The organism is Amycolatopsis sp. lyj-109 (assembly GCF_046548995.1).
Lineage (GTDB): Bacteria > Actinomycetota > Actinomycetes > Mycobacteriales > Pseudonocardiaceae > Amycolatopsis.
Genome location: NZ_JAJPWR010000010.1, coordinates 83,267 through 105,054 on the forward strand (window position 1 = coordinate 83,267; position 21,788 = coordinate 105,054).

Here is a 21,788-nt window from a genome sequence, read left to right on the forward strand (position 1 = left end):
CGCTGACTGTCCGTCGTTGAGCCGATCAGGGTATTTCGCGGGAGATCGCCGGGTTCCCTCAACGGTCCGGGCGGCTGGCTCGTCGGTAGTGGTGATCGATCACCACACGGAGGTGCCAGTGCGAAGAACATTTTCGGTGTTCGCGGTCCTGCTCGCCGGCTCGGCGGGCGTGGCCGGGCTCGCCCCGCCGGCCGCGACAGCCGCGGTCGCCGCGGAACCGTCGTCGACCGTCACGCTCGTCACCGGGGACCGGGTGACCGTCCGGACCGCACCGGACGGCCGGGACACGTTCGACGTGCAGCCCGCCGCGGACAAGGGCATGGCGCGGGCGCTGGTGCACCTGCGCCTCGGCGGCCGGGACTACGAGGTCCCCGGCACCGCGCTGCCCTACCTCGGACGCGGCCTCGACCTGAGCCTGTTCGACGTCAAGGCGCTGCTGGCCGGGACCAAGGCCCCGGTGGACACCGCGACCTTCGGCGCCGCGCTGGCGAAGCAGTTCAAAGAGGACAGTGCCCGCGGCCGGTTCGGCGGCCAGGGCCTGTTCGCCGGCGGTGTCCGCTACGCCCTGCCGGGAGCGCCGAAGCGGCAGGCAGCCCAGCCGCGGTCGGTGATGCGGACGGTGTCGGTCGACGCCACCGACATCGCGGGCAAGCCCGCCGACACCGGCATCGCGTTCCTCTACAACACCGACGACGGCAACGCCCTCGCCGCGGACGAGAACTTCAACTACTTCTTCGGCGGCACGGCCAAGTTCAGCGTGCCGGACGGCAACTACAGCGCGCTCGGCGTGTTCTGGACGACCGACGCCGACGGCAACCCGACCGAGCTGCGGTTCAGCGCGCAGCCGGAGTTCGCGGTGAAGGCGGACGCCACCGTCCGCGTCGACGCGAAACGGGCGTCGAGCAAGCTGACCTGGGTGACGCCGCGCCCGGCGCTGCTGGACGACACCGGCTTCCTGTTCCGCCGGGCCGCCAAGACCGGGCCGGCGCTGCTCGTCGAATTCGACGCCGGGCCCGGCGTGCCGATTTCGGTGTCGCCGACGAGTGTCCCGGTGCGCACCGGGGCGTTGCAGACCTACCCGTACAGCAGGCTCGTGTCCCCGCCCGGGCCGGGCACGCCGTACGAATACGTGCTGCAGAAGGCGAGCATCGGCGTGATTCCGCAGCAGCGGTACGTGATCACGGCGAAGGACGTCGCCGCGGTCGAGGCCACCTACTTCAGCGAGTACTCCTCGCTCGGTCTGCGTCAGCGCAGCGGGATGTTCACGTTCGAGGACATCAGCGGCCGGCCGGCGCACCCGATCCAGCTGCCCCGGAAGCAGACCGAGTACGTCTCGGCGGCGCCGGACCTGGGGTGGTTCGGCGGGTTCTCGAAGTACGTGCTGCCGGGGCCGTTCCCCGGCTGGGCCGGCGGCCAGCGCGAGCAGTTCCACACCTACCAGGGCGGCTCGTCGGTCACCGAGGACTGGAACCGGTTCCCGCTGCACCCGGTGGGCGAGGTGGCGCTGCTGCCGCTGAACGACGGCCGGGCGTACACGCTGCCGGGCGCGACGCGGGCGGGCGACCTGCTGCGGTTCTCGATCACGCCGTTCAGCGACAACCAGCCCGGCCACACCGGCTTCGGCTTCTACGGCGAGTCCCGGGACACCGTCACCGGGTCCTACCGCTTCACCCAGGACGGCACGACCCTCGCCGAAGGCTCTCCACTGGGCGCCACCTCGGCCGCCTTCGAACAGGAGGTCGCGCCCGGCCCCTCGACACTGGGGCTCACGATCGACGCCGGGCGGACCGGGCCGATGTACCGGCAGAGCACCGCGACCCACACCGAGTGGACGTGGAAATCGCAGCACGTCGAAGGCGTGACCCTGCCCGCGTCGCTGTACTGCGCCCGCGGGGACGGCGGGCCGGACCGGGAGTGCGCGGTCGAACCGCTGCTGACCCTGGGGTACGCGGTCGGCGGGCTGCGGCCGGACGGGTCGACGGTGTCCGGGCCGCAGGGCCTGGACCTCACGGTGGGGCACCTGCAGCAGAGCACCGGTTCGCCGGTGACCGCCGCGACCGTGCAGTACTCGACCGACGGCACGACCTGGCAGGACGCCACCGTCACCGCCCGCGGCAACGGCGTCTTCCACGCGGACTTCACCGCGACCACGGAGGCGTTCCGGGGCACGGACGTCTCCTTGCGCGTCACGGCCGCCGACGCCGCCGGCGCGACCATCGCCGAGACGATCACCGCCGCCTACCACGTCTACACGTCATGAGGGGACTGTCCACGATGAGCAGGAGATGGCTGGGGGTGCTGGCCGCCGCGGTGGCGGCCGCCGGTGTGGTCACGCCGGCCGCGAGCGCCGCTCCGGGGCCGCGTGCGGCGTGCCCCGAACGGCCGGGCGTGCTGCGCTGCCTCACCACCTACACGCCGGGCGCGGCGCGCGCCTTCGGCCCGGCCGGCTGGGGTGCCGACGACCTGGCGTCGGCCTACGCGTTGCCCGCCGCGGCGGGGCCGGACACCGTCGTCGGCATCTCGATCGCCTTCGACGCGCCGAATCTGGAGGCCGACCTGGCCGCGTACCGGGCGCAGTACGGCCTGCCGCCGTGCACGACGGCGAACGGCTGCTTCCGCAAGGTGAACCAGCAGGGCGCGGCGGCACCGCTGCCGGCCGCCGACTTCGGCTGGGCCTTGGAGTCCACTTTGGACGTTTCGATGGTGTCGGCGGCGTGTCCGTCCTGCCGGATCCTGGTCGTGGAGGGGAACTCGCCCGGGTTCGCCGACTTGGCGGAGACGGAAGACACGGCGGTGCGGCTGGGTGCGAAGGTCGTGTCGAACAGCTACGGCGCCCGCGAAGGCGGCGCGGCGCTGGCGTACGCGAGCCACTACCAGCACGCGGGCGTGACGGTGGTGGCCTCCTCCGGCGACAGCGGCTTCACCGCGGCGAGCTACCCGGCGGTGCTGGCCTCGACGGTCGCGGTCGGCGGGACGTCGCTGGCCCGCGACCCCGACTCCGCGCGCGGCTGGGCCGAGTGGGCCTGGACGTACGGCGGCAGCGGTTGCTCGGCGTACATCGCGAAGCCGAAGTGGCAGAAGGACACCCACTGCGGCAAGCGGACGGTTGCGGACGTGTCGGCGGCGGCCGAGGACATCGCGATCCACTTCGCGGACGCGGGCGGGTGGCTCCCGGCCAGTGGCACGAGCGCCTCGGCGCCGTTCGTCGCGGGCCTGATCGGCCGTTCGGGGCACGCGGGAGTGACCCAGCCGGCGGGCATCTACGCGAACACGGGGGCGTTCACCGACGTGACGACGGGCCACAACGACCCGGCAGGCGGCGGTACGAAGTGCGGCGGCGACTACCTGTGCGTCGCGGGCCCGGGCTACGACGCCCCGACCGGTGTCGGGGTGCCGAACGGCCTGGCGGGCTTCTGATCGCCTGAATCGGACGACTCTTCCTGACGCCGGGCGTCAGGAAGAGTCGTTCAGGCCGGTTCGGGCCGGTCACGCCCCGGACGGCACAGCCCGCGTTCGTAGGCCAGCAACCCCGCGCCCGTCCGGTGCGCACACCCGAGCTTCCGCACCACCCTCGCCACGTGCTCCCGCACGACCGGCTCCGGCAGGTCCAGCCGCTCGGCGATCTCGGCGTTCGTCAGGGCCGCGCCCACGGCCGCGAGTACCTCGGTCTCCTTGGCCGACAGCCGGTCCACCGCCGCCAGCCGCTCGTCGCGCGGGCCGGACAGCCGGGTCGCCGCCGACACCCACCGGCGGGAGACGTCCGGGGACAGCACGACGTGGCCGTCCGCGGCCAGGCGGACCACCTTGATCAGGTCCCGCCGCGGGGCCGACCGCAGCAGGAACCCGGCGGCGCCGTCGCGCAGCGCGCGCAGGATGCCCGCCTCCGAGTCGAAGGTCGCCAGGGCCACCACCGCCGGACGGCGGGGGAACTCCTCCGGCGGGCTCAGGCGCAGGTCCAGCAGCAGCACGTCCGGCAGCCGCCGGCGGAGGGTGACCCGGGCCGCCGTCGCGTCGGGGACCGCGCCGACCAGCTCGACGCCGTCCGCCTCGTCGAGCACCGTGCTCAGGCGCGCTCGCACCGCCGGATCGCGCTCGGCCACCAGGACCCGCACCGGCGGCGGGGCGAGCACCCTCAGTCCTTCGGCCGCAGGCGGATCAACGGCAGGTCCTTCTTCGACGCGCCGACCAGGTCACGGCCGCCCGGGCCGCGGAGCCGCACCTCCCGGAACCGCACCGACGACAGCTGTGCGGCTTCGATCGGGTAGACGTCGCCGTAGCGCTTGATCTTCTCCACCAGCTCCTTGCCGAGCAGTTCGACGAGCCCGGCGTGCCGGGTCGCGCCACCGCCCAGCGGCACGTCGAGTTGCTTGCGGACCTCGGGAAACCGCTGGTCCAGTTCGACGGCCAGCTGGTGGATGGTGACGTAGGCCCGGCCGAACTCCTCGGCGTCGGGACCCGGCGGGATCTCCGTCAGCACCTTGATGAGCTTGTCGTCCATCCCGAGCTTGTCCCACAACGTCACGTCTTTTCCTCCACTCACGACCGCCGTTGGTCTACCAGAGGACCGGCACGCGGTCCACTCCCCCGGTGACACGGTTGGTCCGGACGTGGAGTTCATCGACGCCGACGGCCAGGCGCAACCCCGGGAACCGCCGGAACAGCGACCCGAACACGACGCGCAGCTCGGTGCGGGCGAGGCTGGCGCCGATGCAGAACCAGCCACCGTAGGCGAAGGCGACGTGCGAGTTGGGCTTGCGCTCGGGGTCGAACGTCTCCGCGGCGGGGAACACGGATTCGTCCCGGTTGGCCGCGGCGATCGACAGCACGACGGCGTCCCCGCGGGCGATCGTGACGCCGCCGAGTTCGACGTCGTCGTGCGCGTACCGCAGCACGCCGAGCCCGCTCGGGGCGGACATCCGCAGGATTTCCTCGACGACACCGTGCACCCGGCCATCGGGATCGGCGGCCAGCGCGTCCCGGCGGGCGAGGTCGCTGAGCAGGTAGAGCACGCCGAGGTCGATCCGGTTGGAGGTCGTCTCGTGCCCGGCGAACAACAGCCCGGCGGCGAGCCGGGCGAGGGCGTCGTCCCCGAACGAGGGGTCGCCGTCCTGCTCGCGGACCATGTCCGAGACGACGTCCTGGCCGGGATCCCGCCGCTTCGTGGCGGCGAGCCGGCTCATGTAGGCGGTGAACTCGTCGAGCGCGGCGTCGGCGCCGTCGCCGATGTCCATCCGCCCCATCCGGTCCGACAGCACCCGGAAGGTGTCCCGGTCCTCGTACGGGACGCCGAGCAGCTCGCAGATCACCAGCACGGGCAGCGGGAACGACAGGTGTTCGTGCAGATCGACCGGGCCGTCACCGTGACGGGCCTGTTCCATGGCGTCGAAGCAGCCGTCGGCGAGTTCCTGGACGTGCCCGGCGAGCCGGCGGATCCGGTTGGCGGAGAAGGCGGGCACGAGCATCCGCCGCATCCGCGCGTGCTCGACGTGCTCGGTCTCGTGGTCACCCTGCGGCCGGCTGAGGATCGCGGCGTTCGAAAGCGCCGACGCCTCCTCCGGCGCCGGGTGCGACCGCCCGAGCCGCGGATCGGTGAACGCGGCCCGGACCTGCTCGAACCCGGTGACCAGCCAGGCCGGGTCCCCGGTCGGCGTGGTCACGGCGACCACCGGCCCCTGCCGGCGGAGCACCTCGAAGAGCGGAGCGATTTCCAGGACGTTCGGCCGTTCGAACGGCAGGCGCGGCGTATCCGTGGTGGCGGTCATGGGTTCTCCTCCCGGGTGCGCGGCCGAACGGCGCGGACACGGGCGGGCCGGTCACCGGCCGCTCCCCCGGTCCCCCGCGCTCCACGGTACTCAGGAACGCGGCGGCCGGGCCCCGGAACGTGCGTTCCCCGCCCGATCGGTCCAGCGGCCCGGACGTCCTGAATGACTCATTCAGGACGTCCGAGGTCCGGAATGAGTCATTCAGGACATCGGCGAGCCGGAACCGTCGGTGGCCCCCGGTATCGTGGATCGCGGGGGCCGGAGGCCGCCCCGTCAAAGCAGCTTCCACGCCTGCGTCAGCGCATCCCGCAGGATTTCCGCCATCTCGTCGAACTCCGCCTGATCACACACCAGCGGCGGCGACAGCTGCACGACGGGCTCGGCCCGGTCATCGGCCCGGCAGTACAACCCACCTTCGAACAACGCCTCGGAGAGGAACCCCCGCAGGACCCGCTCCGACTCCTCGGCCGAGAACGTCTCCTTGGTCGCCTTGTCCTTGACCAGCTCGATGCCGTAGAAGAACCCGGCCCCCCGGACGTCCCCGACGATCGGCAGGTCCGTCAGCCGGTCCAAAGTGGACCGGAACGCCGTCTCCCGCGACCGCACGTGGCCGTACAGGTCCTCCCGCTCCATCAGGTCCAGGTTCGCCAGCGCCACCGCACACGACACCGGGTGCCCGCCGTAGGTGGACCCGTGCATGAACGTCGTCGCGCCGCGGGTGAACGGCTCCATCAGCCGCTCCGAAGCCAGCACCGCACCCAGCGGCGCATACCCCGACGTCAAGCCCTTCGCCGTGGTGATCATGTCCGGCTGGTACCCGTACCGCTTGGCCGCGAAGTCGTACCCCAGCCGGCCGAACGCGCAGATCACCTCGTCGGACACCAGCAGCACGTCGTGCTTGTCGCAGATCTCGCGCACCCGGGCGAAGTACCCGGGCGGCGGCACGAAACAGCCACCGGTGTTCTGCACCGGCTCCAGGAACACCGCCGCGACGGTGTCCGCTCCTTCGAACTCGATCGCCTGCTCGATCTGGTTCGCCGCCCAGAGGCCGTACGCCTCGTAGTCGTCGGCGTGCTCGGGCGCGCGGTAGAAGTTCGTGTTCGGCACGCGCAGGGTGCTCGGCACCAGCGGCTCGAAGTCGGCCTTCGCGCCCGGAATGCCGGTGATCGACAGCGCGCCCTGCGACGTACCGTGGTAGGCCAGCGCGCGGCTGATCACCTTGTGCTTCCCCGGTTTCCCGACGAGCTTGAAGTACTGCTTGGCCAGCTTCCACGCCGTCTCCACGGACTCGCCGCCGCTCACGGTGAAGAACACGCGGTCGAGGTCGCCCGGAGCCGCGGCGGCCAGCCGCGAAGCCAGCTCGATCGCCGTCGGGTGCGCGTGCCCCCACAGCGGGAAGTACGCGAGCTGCTTCGTCTGCCGCGCCGCGGCCTCCGCGAGTTCCTCGCGGCCGTGACCGACCTGCACCGCGAACAGCCCGGCGAGCCCGTCCAGGTAGCGCTTGCCGCGGGCGTCCCAGATGTAGGGGCCTTCGCCGCGCACGATCACCGGGACGTCGGTCTCGGCGAAGGCGGAGTGCCGGGTGAAGTGCATCCAGAGGTTGCTGCGAGCGGCCTGGGCGAGGTCGGCAGAAGTGGTCATGCCCCGGTTATCGCATGCCACGGACCCGATACGCAAGCGATTCAGTCGTCCAGCCGAACTTGGACGACTAATTCATGATTTCTTCAAACACAAGACCTTCGGATTTAGTCGTCACGGTCAGCGAGTGCCCCACTGGTAGGTCTGTTTCCGCAGCTTGAGGTAGACCATCACCTCCGCGTGCCGGACGCCGGGCAGCGCGCGGATCCGCGTGGAGATCAGCTGGAGCAGCGCCTCGTCGTCGGCGCAGACGGCTTCGCAGAGCAGGTCGTAGCGCCCGGCGCAGAGGATCACGTACGCGATCTCGTCCATTTCGGCCAGTGCGTCACCGACCGGCTCCAGCGGGCCGTCGACGGTGATCGCGATCATCGCCTGCCGGAACAGCCCGACCTGCAACGGATCCGAGACGGCGACGATCTGGATGACGCCGGAATCGGACAGCCGCTGCACCCGCTGCCGGACCGCCGCCTCGGACAGGCCGACGGCCTTGCCGATCGTCGCGTACGCGCGCCGCCCGTCCTCCTGCAGCTGCGCGATGATCTGCCGCGAGATGTCGTCGAGCACCGGCGGGGCGGGCCGGCCGGTCGTGTCCTGGCTGCTCACGCCCCGGATCATCCCCGACACGGGCGATCGCAGGCAAACCCGCCCCGCTGTGACGATGAGTGACTGAATCCGAATGACCTAGCCCGTTCAGACAACGATTTCGGTCGTCGAAGACGCGTTGACAACACCGAATCACTGCTGTTCCATCCGTCGCACCCTGCACCCGGCCGGAGGGAACGCCGATGCCCCGTACTCCCGCCCCGCCCGACCTCCCCGCCACCGCGAAACCGACGAAGACCCTCACCCGATCCATCGGCGTCGGGGGCGGCACGCTGCTCACGCTCAGTTGCGTCACGCCGGCGTCGTCGCTGTTCGTCCTCGTGCCCCCGCTGTTCGCCGATCTCGGCACCGGCACCGCGCTCGCCGTCGCCCTCGCGGTGCTGCTCTGCGTCGGGATCGCCTTCTGCTACTCCGAACTCGGCACGCTGGTGCCGAGCGCCGGCGGCGAGTACGCGATGGTGACGACGGTGGCGAACCGGTTCGCCGGCTGGCTGACGTTCATGCTGTCCTTCGTCGTCATCCTCGTCGTGCCGCCGATCATCGCGATCGGCGTGGCCGACTACCTCGCCGCCGTCGCCGACATCAACCCCTCGGTCGCCGGCGCGCTCGTCATGCTGGCGGGCACTCTCATGGGGCTGCTGAACCTGCGCTCCAACGCCTGGATCACCGGGATCTTCCTGGTCATCGAGCTGGTCGCGATCTTCGTCGTGTCCCTGCTCGGCTTCACGCACACCACGCAGAGCCCGGCCGTGCTGCTCAAGCCGAGCCTCGGCACCAGCGGGATCGGGCTGATCGCCGTCGTCGCCGGGCTCGCCGTCGCGTTGTTCGTCGTGCAGGGCTTCAGTACCGCCGTCTACCTCGCCGAGGAGATGCGGGAACCGCGGCGGACCGTCGCGCGGACGGTGTTCTGGACGCTCGGCATCAGCGCCGTCGTCATCCTGGTGCCGGTCGTGGCGATCACCCTGGCCGTGCCGGACACCGCCGCGCTCGCCGGCGTCGACCTGACCGCGCTGGTCACCGGCTGGAGCGGCAGCGCCGTCGGGGTCGCGATCAGCCTGTGCATCGCGGCGGCGATCGTCAACGCGGTGATCGTGATGGTCATCCAGAACTCGCGGGTGCTCTTCGCTTCCGCGCGCGACCAGGCCTGGCCGGCGCCGGTCAACCGCGCGATGAGCGTGGTGAGCGAGCGGTTCGGCGCGCCGTGGGTCGCGACCCTGGTGACCGGGCTGTCCGAAGCCGTCCTCTGCTTCGTGCCGGTGGACACGCTGAGCGGCGTCACCGGGGTCGCCGTCGTGGCGCTGTACCTGAGCGTCGCGGCCGCCGCGCTCGGTGCGCGCCGGGCGCGGCACCGGAAGCCGCACGTGTGGCGGATGCCGGCGTGGCCGCTCGTGCCGGCACTGGCCGTCGCGGCCCTGGCCTACGTCCTGGTCGAGCAGAGCGCGCTCGACCTCGGCATCACCGCCGGGGTCCTCGTGGTGTCGGCGCTGTACTGGTGGGGTTACCTGCGCCGCCGTCCCAGCCGGTGGGTGGTGACGGTCCCGCAGGAGTAGCGATTCGGCGTCGCCCGGCCGGGGTAACCCACCCGCGCTCAACCTTCGGGGCCGTTCACCCGTACTGATCCCCGGCAGGACCTTCGGCGAGGGGACGACGGATGCGCAGGACCGGGGTGGTGCCTCTGCTGGGGGCGGTGCTGGTCACGGCGGCCTGCTCGGCGCCGCGCACCACGACGCCGAGCCCGATCGCCGAGCCGATGCCGCTGACCACCACGTCGGCCACACCGGCCACGACCACCACACCTACGCCCACACCCCCGCCGACGCCGCCGTGCGCCGTCACGACCGGTGCCTGCGTGAGCCTGGCGCAGCGGCTGGCCTGGCTGCTGCGGGACGGCAAGGTGGTCCGCGGCCCGGTCCCGGCCGGGTTCGGGCCACCCGACCAGGCGACGCCCGCCGGGTCGTTCCACGTCGCGTGGAAGGACCGCGAGCACCGCAGCAGCCAGTACGGCACCGACATGCCCAACTCGGTGTTCTTCGCCGCCGGCGGCATCGCCTTCCACGCCGGGCCGCTGGACGCGCCCTCGCACGGCTGCGTTCACCTGACCGACGCCGATTCGGCGGCGTTCTTCGACGGGCTGAACGTCGGGGACGCGGTGCAGGTCTTGTAGGCTTCGTCCCTTGTTGGACACTCCTACGGTCATCTCCCGGTTGCGCGCCGCGGGCTGCGTGTTCGCCGAGGACGAGGCCGATCTCCTCGTCGCCGCGGCCACGACCCCCGCGGAGCTCGCCGCGCTCGTCGAACGCCGCGTCGCCGGGCTGCCGCTGGAGCACCTGCTGGGCTGGGCGGAGTTCCACGGCCTGCGGATCACCGTGCGCCCCGGGGTGTTCGTGCCGCGGCATCGCACCGGGTTCCTGGTCGACGTCGCCGTCTCGCTCGCTCCCCCGGGCCCGGTGGTGCTCGATCTGTGCTGTGGCTCCGGGGCGCTGGGCGCCGCGTTCGCCGCGGCGCGCCCACCGCGTGAGCTGCACGCCGCCGACGTCGAGCCCGCCGCGGTCGAGTGTGCGCGGCTGAACCTCCCCTTTGCCGCCGTGTACCAGGGCGATCTTTACGACGCGCTGCCGTCGTCCCTGCTTTCGCGGGTCGACGTCCTGCTGGCGAACGTGCCGTACGTCCCCACCGACGCCGTCTCGACGATGCCGCCGGAGGCTCGCCTGCACGAGCCGCTGGTGGCGCTCGACGGCGGCGCGGACGGCCTGGACCTCGCCCGGCGCGTCGCCGCGGGCGCGCCGGACTGGCTCGCACCGGGCGGGACGCTGCTGATCGAATCGAGTGAGCGGCAGGCGCCGGTGCTCGCGGAAATCCTTGCCGGGGCGGGATTGTCGTCGCGCGTGCACTCCTGTGACGAGCTGGGCGCGACCGTCGTGACCGGTACCGCGGAATCGTGATCTCACGTTCCGGCGCTCCCGGACGTCTACCTGGTGTGATCGTGAAACCGTTCGAGCAAGTCGTCGCCGAGCACGGGCCGATGGTCCTCCGGGTCTGCCGGGCCGTGCTCGGGCCGGCCGACGCCGAAGACGCCTGGTCGGAAACCTTCCTGGCCGCGTTGAAGGCGTACCCCGAGCTGCCCGCGGACGCCAACGTCCAGGCGTGGCTCGTCACGATCGCGCACCGCAAGGCCGTCGACGTCACCCGCGCGCAGGCCCGCCACCCGATCCCGGTCGAGGAGGTCCCGGACGGGCCCGGCCGCACGGACGCGTGGAACGGCGACCTGTGGGACGCGCTGGCGAGATTGCCGGACAAGCAACGCCTCGCCGTCGCCTACCACTACCTGGCCGGGCTGCCGTACCGCGAAATCGCGGAGATCACCGGCGGCACCGTCGACGCCGCCCGCCGGGCGGCCGCGGACGGCGTCAAGACATTGCGGGCCTGCTACCCCCTGGAAGGAGCGCACTCATGACGGACATGTTCCAGTTCTTCACGAACGAGGTCCTGCTCGATTCGAGGGTGATGCACGAGCGGCTCGTCGCCGACGCCGACCGCGAGGGACTGCTGGACGTCGCCTACCACACGGTCGACTCCCCGGTGGGGCCGCTGCTGCTGGCGGCGACCGAGGAGGGCCTCGTGAAGGTGGCCTTCGACCGCCAGGACCACGAGGCCGTGCTGGCCGAGCTGGCGGCGTTGATCAGCCCGCGGGTCCTCCGGGCCCCGGCCCGCCTCGATCCGGTGGCCCGGCAGCTCGACGAGTACTTCACCGGCGAGCGGCACGACTTCGACGTCCCGCTGGATCTCCGGCTGGCGCGGGGGTTCCGCCGGGCCGTGCTGGACCACCTGCACGAGATCGCGTACGGCCGGACGGAAAGCTACGCGCAGGTCGCGGCGGCGGCCGGAAGCCCGAAGGCGGTCCGCGCGGTCGGCACCGCGTGCGCGCTCAACCCGGTGCCGGTGGTGCTGCCGTGCCACCGGGTCGTCCGGTCCGACGGGTCGTACGGCCAGTACGCCGGCGGCGAGGAGGCCAAGCGGGCCCTGCTGACGATGGAGGCGGCGTGACGACGTTCGAAGAGCGCGTCGCCGCAGCCGACTGGGCCGCGGTGGCGGCCGAGGTGGACGACTACGGCTGCGCGCTTCTGCCCCCGCTGCTCACCCCGGCCGAGTGCGCGCGGCTGGTCGCGCTGTGGGACGAGCCATCGCACTTCCGGGCGACGGTGAACCTGCGCCGGCACCGCTTCGGGGACAACGGCGACTACCACTACTTCGCGTCGCCGTTCCCGGAACCGGTGCAGCGGCTGCGGCAGGCCCTCTACCCGCGGCTGCTGCCGATCGCGCGGGACTGGGCCGCCCGGCTGGGCCGCGCGGCCGAGTGGCCGTCCACTTTGGACGGATGGCTGGCGGTGTGCCACGCCGCGGGCCAGCAGCGGCCGACACCGATCCTGCTGCGCTACGAGACGGGCGGCTGGAACGCACTGCACCGCGACCTCTACGGCGACAAGGTGTTCCCGCTGCAGGTGGTGATCAACCTCAACGACCCGGGCACCGACCACACCGGCGGCGAGTTCCTGCTGGTGGAGCAGCGGCCACGCGCCCAGTCCCGCGGCACGGCCACGCTCATCCCGCAGGGCCACGGCCTGGTGTTCACCACCCGCGACCGCCCGGTCCGCTCGGCCCGCGGCTGGTCGGCGGCCCCGGTCCGCCACGGCGTGTCAGCGGTCCGCTCGGGCCGCCGTCACACGCTCGGCCTCGTCTTCCACGACGCGGCATGACCTCCCTCGAGCTCGAGGCACTCCTCGGCTTGCTCGGCCGGGCACGGCACATCGTGATCGGCACGGACTCCGCTTCCCGCGCGGACGGCGACCGGATCGCGGCCGCGTGGGGCGGCCTGGTGCTGGCCGCGGTGGCCTGGCCCGAGACGGCGGCGTCGTGGCTGCGCCAGGCCAGCCGCTTCGCGACGCCGGCGCCGGACGCGTGGGTGGTCAGCGCATCCCCGGCGAGCTGGGCCGGAATGTCCCGGCGGCTGCTCCTGTCGACGTCCTGGAGTCCACATCGAACATTCGCGACCGACACGTTGGCCGGCTACCCACTCCCCGGCCTGCGCGGCGCCCGCGCGGACGGCACCACTTGGGAGACTTGATGAAGCACGCAGTACTGGATTCCCCGATCGGCCCCCTGACCGTTGTCGGCAACGGCGACGTCGTGACCGGCCTGTACTTCCCGAACCACTGGACCCACCCGGACCGCACGACATTCGGCGACCGCGACGACACGGCGTTCCCCGAGGCAGCCCGGCAGCTGAAGGAGTACTTCGCCGGCCGGCGCACCGCATTCGACGTCCCGGCACAGGCGACCGGCCCCGACTTCGACCGCGCTGTATGGGCGGAGATCACGTCGATCCCCTACGGCGCCACGGCAACGTACGGCGATCTGGCCCGAGCGGCCGGCGGCCTGCCACACGAGGTCGGCGCGGCGGTGGGGCGCAACCCGCTGAGCATCCTGGTGGCGTGCCACCGCGTCGTCGGCAAAGGCGGAAAGCTGACGGGCTACGCAGGCGGAATTCAGCGCAAGCAGTTCCTCCTGGACCTGGAGCGGCCACCGGCTTCGGCTCTCTGGTGATCAGACGCGGCTGAGCAGCATGCCGGCACCCAGCCCGGTCATGGTCACGGCGATCACGACGTCCAGCACGCGCCACGCCATCGGCTTCGCGAACACGCCGGCAAGCCGCTTGGCCCCGAACCCGAGAGCGCTGAACCAGACAGCACTGGCAATCCCGGCCCCCACCCCGAACAGCCACCGCCCATCCCCATGAGCAACGGCGACCGAGCCCAGCAGCAGGACGGTGTCGAGGTAGACGTGCGGGTTGAGCCAGGTGAAGGCAACGCAGGCCAGAACAGCCTTCCGCAACGGGGTGCGCTCCTCCCCCACGACCATGACGGACGGCCTCAAGGCCCGCCGCGCGGCGAGCGCACCGTACCCGAGCAGGAACAGCCCACCGCCGACAGCAATGACCCCGATCGCGGTCGGCCACTGCTCCAGCACGGCCCCGATTCCGCTGACCCCGAGCCCGATCAGCGCCAGGTCCGACACGGCGCAGATGACGACGAGCGGGGCCACGGCGCCGCCGCGCAGGCCTTGCTGGAGGAGGAAGGCGTTCTGCGAGCCGATCGCCACGATCAACGAGAGGCCGGTTCCGAACCCGGCCAGGAGGAGAGGAAGCACCCCGTCACCGTATGAGCGGGCGGGGCGTTACTCCAGCTAAAGTTTCTTACGGAACATTAGCGCTCGTAATGCTGTATTTCGACGTTCATCAGACTGACGCCAGCAACTCGGTGACCGCCTTCGCCCATGTGTACCGGTCAACCAACGCTTCGCGGATGTGCGCAGCTCTCGCGAACGCGGCAGGGCGATCGTAGAGCGTCGCGTGGATGTGCCGGCACCAGTCCTCGGCGTCGGCTTCGAACTGACCGCTGACCGGGATCACCACCCGGTCCGAATCTTCGGGCTCCAGCGCTTCCTGCATGTGCTCACCGAGCCCGCTCGATCCACTGACCAGTACCGGGACACCGGCAGCGACGGCTTCCAGACCCATCAACCCGAAGCCCTCCTTCCTCGAGGGCATGAGCACCAATGTCGAGGTCTTCAGGTCAGCGATCATGCTGTCCTGCTCTACCGCATAGGGACGTACGACAACGTCCAACGCCGGCGTTCCAGCCCACTCGAGCAGTTGCTTGCGCAGCTGTTCCGATTCTCCCGAAGGGGCACCGCGGACAACCAGTTCGACTCGCGGCGCGGCCTGGGGCCGGTTCCGCACGAACAGCCCGACCGCCCGGGCCGCGATGTCCAACCCCTTCAACTCGGCGTCTTCGACACGGCCTGCCACCAAGATCTTCCAGGGCGCACCAGGAGGCGGCGTCTCGCAGCGATATTCGGCCACATCGAATCCCGGAACCAGATTCAGGATCCGAGCCGATTCGAAAGCGTTGAGGTCGCGCAGGTACCTGTTGTAGAGCCGACGCCCGACCGCGACGGTGGCGTGAGCAGTACGCGACAGATCGAGCTCGAGCTGATGGCGTTTTTCGCTGCGTTCACCCGCGTCGTCCTTGCGGCCAGGTTTGTGCCACTCGATCTCATCCGGCGCCATGTGGATGACGTGCAGCCGCCTGGCCTCGGGAAAACGTTCGGCCATCTGGAAGGCTGCCGGACCGGTCACCCGGCCGTGACCGATGATGTAGTCCGGATGGAAACCTTCGGGAAGGGCACTCAGCCCACTGAGGGCCGCATCATCCGAACCTCCTGGCGGACGGACCGCCACCCGGAGCGAGACGTTGCGCGCCTTGGCGTCCTGGACGTCAGCGTCGGTGGCCGCGAGCACGACGCAGACGACTTCCGCGCCTCGCGCCGCAAGCGCGCAGCACAAGTTCCGGTTGAAGGTGCTCAACCCACCTCTCGCGGACGACCACTCGGTGGCCAGAAGCACCACAGCCGGGCCGCGCGGTGGAAGCCGGGGCTCCAATTTCGGCGCAGGGCCGAGTTCGGGTCTCAGGTACGCCGGCTGGTTCGTGACCAAGCGCAGCAGGCTTTCCGCGCCGGCCACCGTCAAGTCCCTGACGACGTGCAGAGTGGAGAGCCGCGAGGCGGCCAGGAACTCCGGGACGTCGTCGACCGACTGCCCGGGTAGCACGACAGCCGCGAATCGCTGGGCCTGGTTTGTCTCACTGGCCAGGAACTCGCGAATCAGTTGCGACTCGAACCGTGTACCGCGCTCCTCGCGCGCCTCCGCCGATGCCTTGTAGCCTGGCGACGCTATGACCAGCACAAAATCCGCGTACTGAACCTGGTCCGCCGCCCACAACGCCCAGTCACGTCGCTCAGAGCCGGCCGCCCAGTCCAACGTTGCGTCGACACCGCAGCTTCTCAGGAACGCCCAGAAATCGCGTACCGCCGCTCGGTGTTCCGAGGAGTCGTGTGCGTACGAGATGAAGACCTGGGGCACGGCACCGTCCTACTCGGCCACGACAGCTCTAACCCAACGGATACGCGGAGCGCGCCGCGCGAGGCCATTGTGCCCGCACGAGACCAGCCAACTACGCGTGGGGTGACCGTGCCTTTGGTCCACGCGTAGCGCGTACGCCGCTATTGGCATTTGGCCAAAAATTGTGATCATTGCCGATTCGGTCAGCACATTAAGCCGGAAAATCGCCCACGCCGTGCTCCACCAGGTCAAAAGCCTGGTCGATCACCGCCACCTGCTCCCGCCGGACCACCTCGGCGTCATCCCCCGCCACGATCCGGCCCATCGCGTGCGCGAACACCGTCGTGATCGCCGTGGTCAGCAGGTTCGCCACCATCCGCGACCGGAACGCCTCCCCGCTCTCCTCGACCAGCACCGCAGTGAACGCCTCCGCGATCTCCCGCTCCTGCTCGTACCACCGCGCCATCAACGCCGGGCTCGACGTCAGCACCCACCAGAACCCCGGCCCGCCCGCGATCGCCCCCGACAGCGGATGCCCGGAAGACAACAGCGAATGCTGGTGACGACGCAACGCCTCACAAGGCGACACCCCCGCCGGCCGGGAGGTCACCACCGCGGTCAGCTCCGCCAGGCGGTCCACGTGGCGGTCGAGGAACAGGTCCTCCTTGCGCGGGAAGTAGTTGAACACCGTCATCTTCGAGACGCCCGCCGCCTCGGCTATCTCCGCGACCGTCACCTCCTCGAAGCCTCGCTCGATGAACAAGCCTGTGGCCACGTTGGAGATCAGCAGGCGGGTGGCCTGCTTCTTCCGCTCGCGCAGTCCGGGGTCAGCCATGAGCAGAGAGTATAGACCGAGCCTAAAGTTTGACTCGGTATAAGTTTCGCGGCATCATCGGAGCCATGAACAGGGATGTGGTGATCTCCGGGGGCGGACCGGTCGGCTTGATGCTGGCCTGTGAACTGCGGCTGGCGGGCGTGGACGTGCTCGTCGTCGAACGACTGCCCGAACCGGACCAGACGATCAAGGCGGGGTCGGTCAACCTGACCACTGCCGAAGCCTTCTACCGGCGGGGGCTGCTGCCCGCGATGGACGCGGTCGTGCAGCGGAACTTCGCGCAGATCCAGAAGTTCCTCGAATCGCGCGGCGGGGGTGGGCCGAACGCCGTTCCGGTGGGGCACTTCGCCGGGATCATGGTGACCTCGGGCGGGGTCGACTTCGACGATCCCGCCTTCCGGGACGTCGGGCCCGCCGCCCGGGTCGTCGTCATCCAGCAGCAGGACGTCGAGGCCATCCTCGCCGCCCGCGCCGCCGAGCTGGGGGTCGAGGTCCGGCGTGGTGTCGAGCTCACCGGGTTCGACGCCGACGACGATGGCGTCACCGTGCGGCTCGGCGATCAGGAACTTGTGCGGGCCGGGTGGCTCGTCGGGTGCGATGGGGGACGCAGCCGGGTGCGGAAGCTGGCCGGGTTCGAGTTCCCCGGGACCGATCCCGCCATCACCGGACGGCAGGCGCTCACCGAACTCACCGGCGCCGACGCGCTGCCCGCCGGGTGGCAGCACGGCACCGGCGGGCTCTACGTCCACGGTCCGACGCCCGGGCGGATCCTCACCGTCGAGTTCGACGGGCCGCCCGAAGACCGGGACGCGCCGATCACCGCACAGGAGCTCGAAGACAGCTTCCGGCGGGTCTCCGGTGCCGACGTCCGGGTGACCCAGGTCCACAGCGCGACGCGCTTCACCGACAACGCGCGCCAGGCGAGCACCTACCGCCTGGGCCGCGTGCTGCTCGCCGGGGACGCGGCGCACGTCCACTCCCCCTTCGGCGGGCAGGGCCTCAACCTCGGCATCGGCGACGCCGTCAACCTCGGCTGGAAGCTCGGCGCGACCATCCAGGGCTGGGCGCCCGACGGCCTGCTCGACAGCTACACCACCGAGCGGCACCCGATCGGCGAGTGGGTTCTCGAGTGGACCCGGGCGCAGGTCGCCTTGATGCGCAGCGACGTGCGGACGAAGGCGCTGCGCCAGGTCGTCACCGACCTGCTGTTCACCGGTGACGGCGCGACCTACCTCGCCAAGAAGCTGTCCGGCGTCCTGCACCGCTACCCGATCGACGGCGAGCACGACCTCACCGGCCGCGCCGCGCCCGACTTCGCCTTCGCCGACGGCACCCGGCTCGGCGAGCGTCTCCACGACGGCCGGGCCCTCCTGCTCGATCTCGCCGACGACGCCGGTCTGCGCGAGACGGCGGCCGGCTGGGCCGGGCGCGTGAACGTGCTGACCGCGAAGTGCGACAGCGAGCCGGCGCTGACCGGCGTGCTGGTCCGGCCGGACGGGCACATCGCCTGGGCGTGCGAGGACGGTTCGACGGCCGGCCTCGAAGCGGCCTTGCACGAGTGGTTCGGCGCACCCGCCTGACGCACGGCTCGGGCAGGATGGGCGGGTGATCGAACTCCACCCGCCCATCGAGCCCTACGACCACGGGCTGCTCGACGTCGGCGACGGGCACCACGTGTACTGGGAGACCTGCGGGAACCCGGACGGCAAACCGGCGGTCGTGCTGCACGGTGGCCCCGGCCAGGGCTGCACGCCCGGCATGCGGCGGATGTTCGATCCGGCCCGGTACCGCGTCGTGCTGCTGGACCAGCGCGGCTGCGGCCGGAGCCGTCCGCACGCGGCCGACCCCGCGACGTCGCTGCGGCACAACACCACCGACCACCTCGTCGCCGACCTCGAACGGCTCCGGGAGCACCTCGGCATCGAACGCTGGCTGGTGACGGGTGGTTCGTGGGGCACCACGCTCGCGCTGGTATACGCCGAGCGCTTCCCGCACCGGGTGACGGAGATCGTGGTCAGCGCGATCAGCACGACGCGCCGATCGGAGATCGACTGGCTCTACCGCGGTGCCGGCCGCTTCTTCCCCGAAGCGTGGCAACGATTCCGCGACGTCGCCGGGGACGATGACGTCGTCGGCGCCTACGCCCACCTGATGACGGACCCGGACCGGCGGGACCACGCCGCCCTCGCGTGGAACGCCTGGGAGGAAACGGTCCTGTCTCTGGAACCGGGCGCCGCCACCGAAGTCCACAGTGGACCTCCGGACGACGCGCTGCTGGCGTTCGTCCGGCTCACCACGCACTACTACGCGCACGCCGGCTGGCTCGAGGAGGGCGCGGTGATCCGCGACGCCGGGCGCCTCGCGGGCATCCCCGGCGTGCTGGTCCACGGCCGGCTCGACCTCAGCTGCCCGGTGACGACCGCGTGGGAACTGGCCGGAGCGTGGCCGGGCGCCGAACTGCTCGTCGACGATCGGTCCGGGCACCGCGCCAGTGACGTCAAACGCGGCTGGAAGCTCGCCGCGCTGGACCGGTTCGCCGGTTAAGGGAGCACGGCGGCAACGGTCATGAGCAGGCCGTACAGCCAGCCGAAGGCGAGCCGGCGCACGGTCGGCGGGCGGCCCGTTCGCGGGTCCGCGCTGCGCAGGCCGACGACCAGCCTGCCGATCGTGGCGCCCCACCACCGCTGCAGGAACACGCGGTGCCCGAAGGAGACGGCGAGGTAGGTCGCCACCAACGTGACCACGAAAGCGACCCCCACCTGCGCGTCGACCACCGCCGCGGCCTCGACCGCCACCAGGAGGTGCAGCACGAGGTCCACGGACACCGCGGGGAGGCGCCGCAACCACGACGCCCGCCGGATCGGGCCCGTTCGCAGCGCGCGGCGGCGCACGGGCCAGGGGATGTCCGGCGCGTCGTCCAGGGTCGGGTCGGTCTCCATGCCCTTCTCACGCCCGAACCCGGCGTCCGGTTGCCTATCCTTCCGCCGCCAGTTGCACCGCCACGTCGATGATCATGTCCTCCTGCCCGCCCACCAGGGCGAGCTCGCCACACCGGCGCAGGATCGCCTGCGCCGGGACGCCGTAGCGCTCCGCCGCGCGCTCGGCGTGCAGCAGGAAGCTCGAGTAGACCCCGGCCCAGCCTTGGACGATTGCGTTGCGGTCCATCTTCGGCCAGCGCTGCAGGTACGGGCGGACCACCTCCTCGGCCGCGTCGAGCAGGCGGCCGACGTCGAGGCCCGTGTCGACCTCCAGGCGGTCGAACACCGCCGCCAGGACCTCCGTCGGCGAGTTGCCCGCGCCGGCGCCGAGCGCGCACAGCGAGCCGTCGATGTAGCGCACGCCCGCCTCGTACGCCAGGACCGAGTTCGCGATGCCCAGCGAGAGGTTCTGGTGCCCGTGGTAGCCGACCCACGCCGTGTCGCCGACCTCCGCGACCAGCGCCTCGAAGCGCGCGCGGGCCTCGTGCATCAGCAACGCGCCCGCCGAGTCCGTCACGTACGCCGCCTGGCAGCCCGCGTCCACCATGATCCGGGCCTGCTTCGCCAGGTCTTCCGGCGACGTCCGGTGCGCCATCATCAGGAACCCGGCCGTTTCCATCCCGAGTTCGCGCGCCAGGCCGAAGTGCTGCGGCGAGACGTCGGCTTCGGTGCAGTGCGTCGCCACCCGGACCATCTCCGCGCCCGCGTCGAACGCGCGCTGCAGGTCCTCGGCCGTGCCGATCCCGGGCACGAGCAGCACCGCGATCTTCGCCTGCTTCGCCTCTTCGCGCGCCGCCGCGATCAGGCGTAGCTCGTCGACTGCGGAAAAGCCGTAGGTGAACGACGAGCCGCCGAGGCCGTCGCCGTGGGTCACCTCGATCACCTCGACGCCCGCGCCGTCGAGCGCGCGCACCGTGTCGCGCACCTGCTGCTCGGTGAAGCGGTGCGCCATGGCGTGGCTGCCGTCGCGCAGCGTCGTGTCGACGATCCGGACGTCGTGCTTCAACTCCGGGCGACCGGTGACATTCGATTCGTTCGCCGGCTCACTCATGCGGGCACCTCCTGCTTCGCGCGCGCCATCAGCTCTCCGACGCGGGCGGCCGCGGCGGTCATGATGTCCAGGTTCCCGGCGTACTCCGGCAGGTAGTCGCCGTTGCCGCGGACCTCGAGGAAGATGCCGACCCGCGCGTTGCCGTCCCAGTCTTCGCGTGCGTCGTCGAACTGCGGATCCGCCCGCAGCGCGTACCCCGGCACGTACTTGCGGACCTCCTCGGCCATCTCGTGGATCGACGCGGTGATCACGTCGCGATCGGCGTCGGCGGGAATCGCGCAGAACACCGTGTCCCGCATGATCATCGGCGGCTCGACCGGGTTGAGGATGATGATCGCCTTGCCCCGCCCGGCGCCGCCGATCTCGGCCACCGCCTGCGACGTCGTGCGCGTGAACTCGTCGATGTTCGCCCGCGTCCCCGGCCCCGCGCCGCGCGAAGCGACCGACGCGACGATCTCGGCGTACGGCACCGTCACGACCCGGGAAACGGCGTGCACCATGGGGATCGTGGCCTGGCCGCCGCAGGTGATCATCGAGACGTTCGGCGCGTCGAGGTGCGCGCCGAGGTTCACCGGCGGGCACACCATCGGGCCGAGGTGCGCCGGGGTCAGGTCGATCGCCTGGATGCCGGCTTCCTCGTACCGCGGGGCGTTCGCGGCGTGCGCCTTCGCCGACGTCGCCTCGAACACGAGTTCCGGCAGGGGATCCCGGCGCAGCAGCCAGTCCACGCCTTCGGCGGACGCCGCGATCCCTTGCGCGCGGGCGCGCTCGAGACCGTCCGACTCGACCACGCCGACCACGTACCCGACTTCGATCACTTCACTGCGTCGCAGCTTCGCCAGCAAATCGGTGCCGATGTTGCCGGGGCCGACGATCGCCGCCATCACGGGAGCCATGTCCAGACCGTCGCACCGCGGCCACAGCTGACGACAGTCAGGCGTTCCGTTCACCGGAACGCCCGGTC

Annotated in this window: 23 protein-coding genes; 12 read left to right on the forward strand and 11 right to left on the reverse strand. The window is 71.3% G+C overall.

Annotated elements, in window-relative coordinates; translation table 11 throughout:
• Nucleotides 1-118: 118 nt before the first annotated feature.
• Both ACLJQF_RS23120 and ACLJQF_RS23125 read left to right on the forward strand, forming a co-directional pair.
• Complete coding sequence (locus tag ACLJQF_RS23120; protein ID WP_410611519.1) at nt 119-2,260, forward strand: hypothetical protein; 2,142 nt, start codon at nt 119-121, stop codon at nt 2,258-2,260.
• Between the two features lie 14 nt (nt 2,261-2,274).
• Nucleotides 2,275-3,417, forward strand: coding sequence for a S8 family serine peptidase (locus ACLJQF_RS23125; RefSeq protein WP_410611521.1), 1,143 nt, complete (start codon nt 2,275-2,277; stop codon nt 3,415-3,417).
• Between the two features lie 50 nt (nt 3,418-3,467).
• On the opposite strand, the gene ACLJQF_RS23130 is transcribed toward ACLJQF_RS23125, so the two are convergent.
• The 5 genes from ACLJQF_RS23130 to ACLJQF_RS23150 form a co-directional block, all read right to left on the reverse strand.
• On the reverse strand, nt 3,468-4,130 hold the full coding sequence (locus tag ACLJQF_RS23130; protein WP_410611522.1) for a response regulator transcription factor: 663 nt from the start codon (nt 4,128-4,130) through the stop codon (nt 3,468-3,470).
• 2 nt (nt 4,131-4,132) lie between these two features.
• Nucleotides 4,133-4,522, reverse strand: a complete 390-nt coding sequence (locus ACLJQF_RS23135; protein ID WP_410611523.1) for a hypothetical protein — start codon at nt 4,520-4,522, stop codon at nt 4,133-4,135.
• 31 nt (nt 4,523-4,553) lie between these two features.
• On the reverse strand, nt 4,554-5,762 hold the full coding sequence (locus ACLJQF_RS23140) for a cytochrome P450 (RefSeq protein ID WP_410611525.1): 1,209 nt from the start codon (nt 5,760-5,762) through the stop codon (nt 4,554-4,556).
• Nucleotides 5,763-6,035: 273 nt separating this feature from the next.
• Nucleotides 6,036-7,403, reverse strand: a complete 1,368-nt coding sequence (locus tag ACLJQF_RS23145; RefSeq protein WP_410611527.1) for an aspartate aminotransferase family protein — start codon at nt 7,401-7,403, stop codon at nt 6,036-6,038.
• A gap of 117 nt (nt 7,404-7,520) precedes the next feature.
• Nucleotides 7,521-8,015, reverse strand: a complete 495-nt coding sequence (locus ACLJQF_RS23150; protein ID WP_410611529.1) for an Lrp/AsnC family transcriptional regulator — start codon at nt 8,013-8,015, stop codon at nt 7,521-7,523.
• A gap of 170 nt (nt 8,016-8,185) precedes the next feature.
• Between ACLJQF_RS23150 and ACLJQF_RS23155 the strand changes: the two genes are divergently transcribed.
• The 8 genes from ACLJQF_RS23155 (at nt 8,186) to ACLJQF_RS23190 (ending at nt 13,604) form a co-directional block, all read left to right on the forward strand.
• Entirely contained in the window at nt 8,186-9,553 is a 1,368-nt protein-coding gene (locus ACLJQF_RS23155) for an APC family permease (protein WP_410611530.1), read from the forward strand.
• A gap of 101 nt (nt 9,554-9,654) precedes the next feature.
• Nucleotides 9,655-10,167 carry a L,D-transpeptidase gene (locus tag ACLJQF_RS23160; protein WP_410611532.1) on the forward strand — a complete coding sequence of 171 codons (513 nt, stop codon included), beginning with the start codon at nt 9,655-9,657 and terminating at the stop codon, nt 10,165-10,167.
• 13 nt (nt 10,168-10,180) lie between these two features.
• Nucleotides 10,181-10,945: a putative protein N(5)-glutamine methyltransferase gene (locus tag ACLJQF_RS23165; RefSeq protein ID WP_410611846.1), complete on the forward strand. Its 765-nt coding sequence runs from the start codon at nt 10,181-10,183 to the stop codon at nt 10,943-10,945.
• A 35-nt stretch (nt 10,946-10,980) separates the two neighbouring features.
• Nucleotides 10,981-11,457: an RNA polymerase sigma factor gene (locus ACLJQF_RS23170; RefSeq protein WP_410611534.1), complete on the forward strand. Its 477-nt coding sequence runs from the start codon at nt 10,981-10,983 to the stop codon at nt 11,455-11,457.
• On the forward strand, nt 11,454-12,047 hold the full coding sequence (locus tag ACLJQF_RS23175) for a methylated-DNA--[protein]-cysteine S-methyltransferase (protein WP_410611535.1): 594 nt from the start codon (nt 11,454-11,456) through the stop codon (nt 12,045-12,047). Before ACLJQF_RS23170 ends, ACLJQF_RS23175 begins: the two co-directional genes overlap by 4 nt.
• Nucleotides 12,044-12,757, forward strand: coding sequence for a 2OG-Fe(II) oxygenase (locus ACLJQF_RS23180; protein ID WP_410611536.1), 714 nt, complete (start codon nt 12,044-12,046; stop codon nt 12,755-12,757). Before ACLJQF_RS23175 ends, ACLJQF_RS23180 begins: the two co-directional genes overlap by 4 nt.
• A complete protein-coding gene (locus ACLJQF_RS23185) occupies nt 12,754-13,125 on the forward strand; it encodes a hypothetical protein (protein ID WP_410611537.1) in 372 nt (123 codons plus the stop codon). Before ACLJQF_RS23180 ends, ACLJQF_RS23185 begins: the two co-directional genes overlap by 4 nt.
• On the forward strand, nt 13,125-13,604 hold the full coding sequence (locus ACLJQF_RS23190) for a methylated-DNA--[protein]-cysteine S-methyltransferase (RefSeq protein WP_410611538.1): 480 nt from the start codon (nt 13,125-13,127) through the stop codon (nt 13,602-13,604). The genes ACLJQF_RS23185 and ACLJQF_RS23190 overlap by 1 nt, the downstream gene beginning before the upstream one ends.
• Here the strand turns inward: ACLJQF_RS23190 and ACLJQF_RS23195 are convergent, their stop codons facing one another.
• The 3 genes from ACLJQF_RS23195 to ACLJQF_RS23205 all read right to left on the reverse strand — a co-directional run bounded on the left by ACLJQF_RS23195 (nt 13,605) and on the right by ACLJQF_RS23205 (nt 16,795).
• Nucleotides 13,605-14,207 carry a LysE/ArgO family amino acid transporter gene (locus ACLJQF_RS23195; RefSeq protein ID WP_410611540.1) on the reverse strand — a complete coding sequence of 201 codons (603 nt, stop codon included), beginning with the start codon at nt 14,205-14,207 and terminating at the stop codon, nt 13,605-13,607.
• Between the two features lie 88 nt (nt 14,208-14,295).
• Entirely contained in the window at nt 14,296-15,981 is a 1,686-nt protein-coding gene (locus ACLJQF_RS23200; protein WP_410611542.1) for a glycosyltransferase, read from the reverse strand.
• A gap of 190 nt (nt 15,982-16,171) precedes the next feature.
• Nucleotides 16,172-16,795 carry a TetR/AcrR family transcriptional regulator gene (locus tag ACLJQF_RS23205; protein ID WP_410611543.1) on the reverse strand — a complete coding sequence of 208 codons (624 nt, stop codon included), beginning with the start codon at nt 16,793-16,795 and terminating at the stop codon, nt 16,172-16,174.
• A 65-nt stretch (nt 16,796-16,860) separates the two neighbouring features.
• On the opposite strand from ACLJQF_RS23205, the gene ACLJQF_RS23210 reads away from it, so the two are divergent.
• Nucleotides 16,861-18,375, forward strand: a complete 1,515-nt coding sequence (locus tag ACLJQF_RS23210; protein ID WP_410611545.1) for an FAD-dependent monooxygenase — start codon at nt 16,861-16,863, stop codon at nt 18,373-18,375.
• Nucleotides 18,376-18,400: 25 nt separating this feature from the next.
• Nucleotides 18,401-19,339: a prolyl aminopeptidase gene (pip, locus tag ACLJQF_RS23215; RefSeq protein WP_410611546.1), complete on the forward strand. Its 939-nt coding sequence runs from the start codon at nt 18,401-18,403 to the stop codon at nt 19,337-19,339.
• Here pip and ACLJQF_RS23220 read toward each other — a convergent pair.
• From ACLJQF_RS23220 to ACLJQF_RS23230, 3 genes are read right to left on the reverse strand one after another with little or no spacing between them, the layout of a single operon-like run.
• The gene (locus tag ACLJQF_RS23220) at nt 19,336-19,734 is read right to left on the reverse strand and encodes an RDD family protein (RefSeq protein WP_410611548.1); all 399 of its coding nucleotides are present in this window, start codon (nt 19,732-19,734) and stop codon (nt 19,336-19,338) included. The two genes, pip and ACLJQF_RS23220, sit on opposite strands and share 4 nt — an antisense overlap.
• Before the next feature lie 34 nt (nt 19,735-19,768).
• On the reverse strand, nt 19,769-20,824 hold the full coding sequence (gene dmpG, locus ACLJQF_RS23225; RefSeq protein WP_410611550.1) for a 4-hydroxy-2-oxovalerate aldolase: 1,056 nt from the start codon (nt 20,822-20,824) through the stop codon (nt 19,769-19,771).
• Nucleotides 20,821-21,720, reverse strand: coding sequence for an acetaldehyde dehydrogenase (acetylating) (locus ACLJQF_RS23230; RefSeq protein ID WP_410611551.1), 900 nt, complete (start codon nt 21,718-21,720; stop codon nt 20,821-20,823). The genes dmpG and ACLJQF_RS23230 overlap by 4 nt, the downstream gene beginning before the upstream one ends.
• Nucleotides 21,721-21,788: the final 68 nt, after the last annotated feature.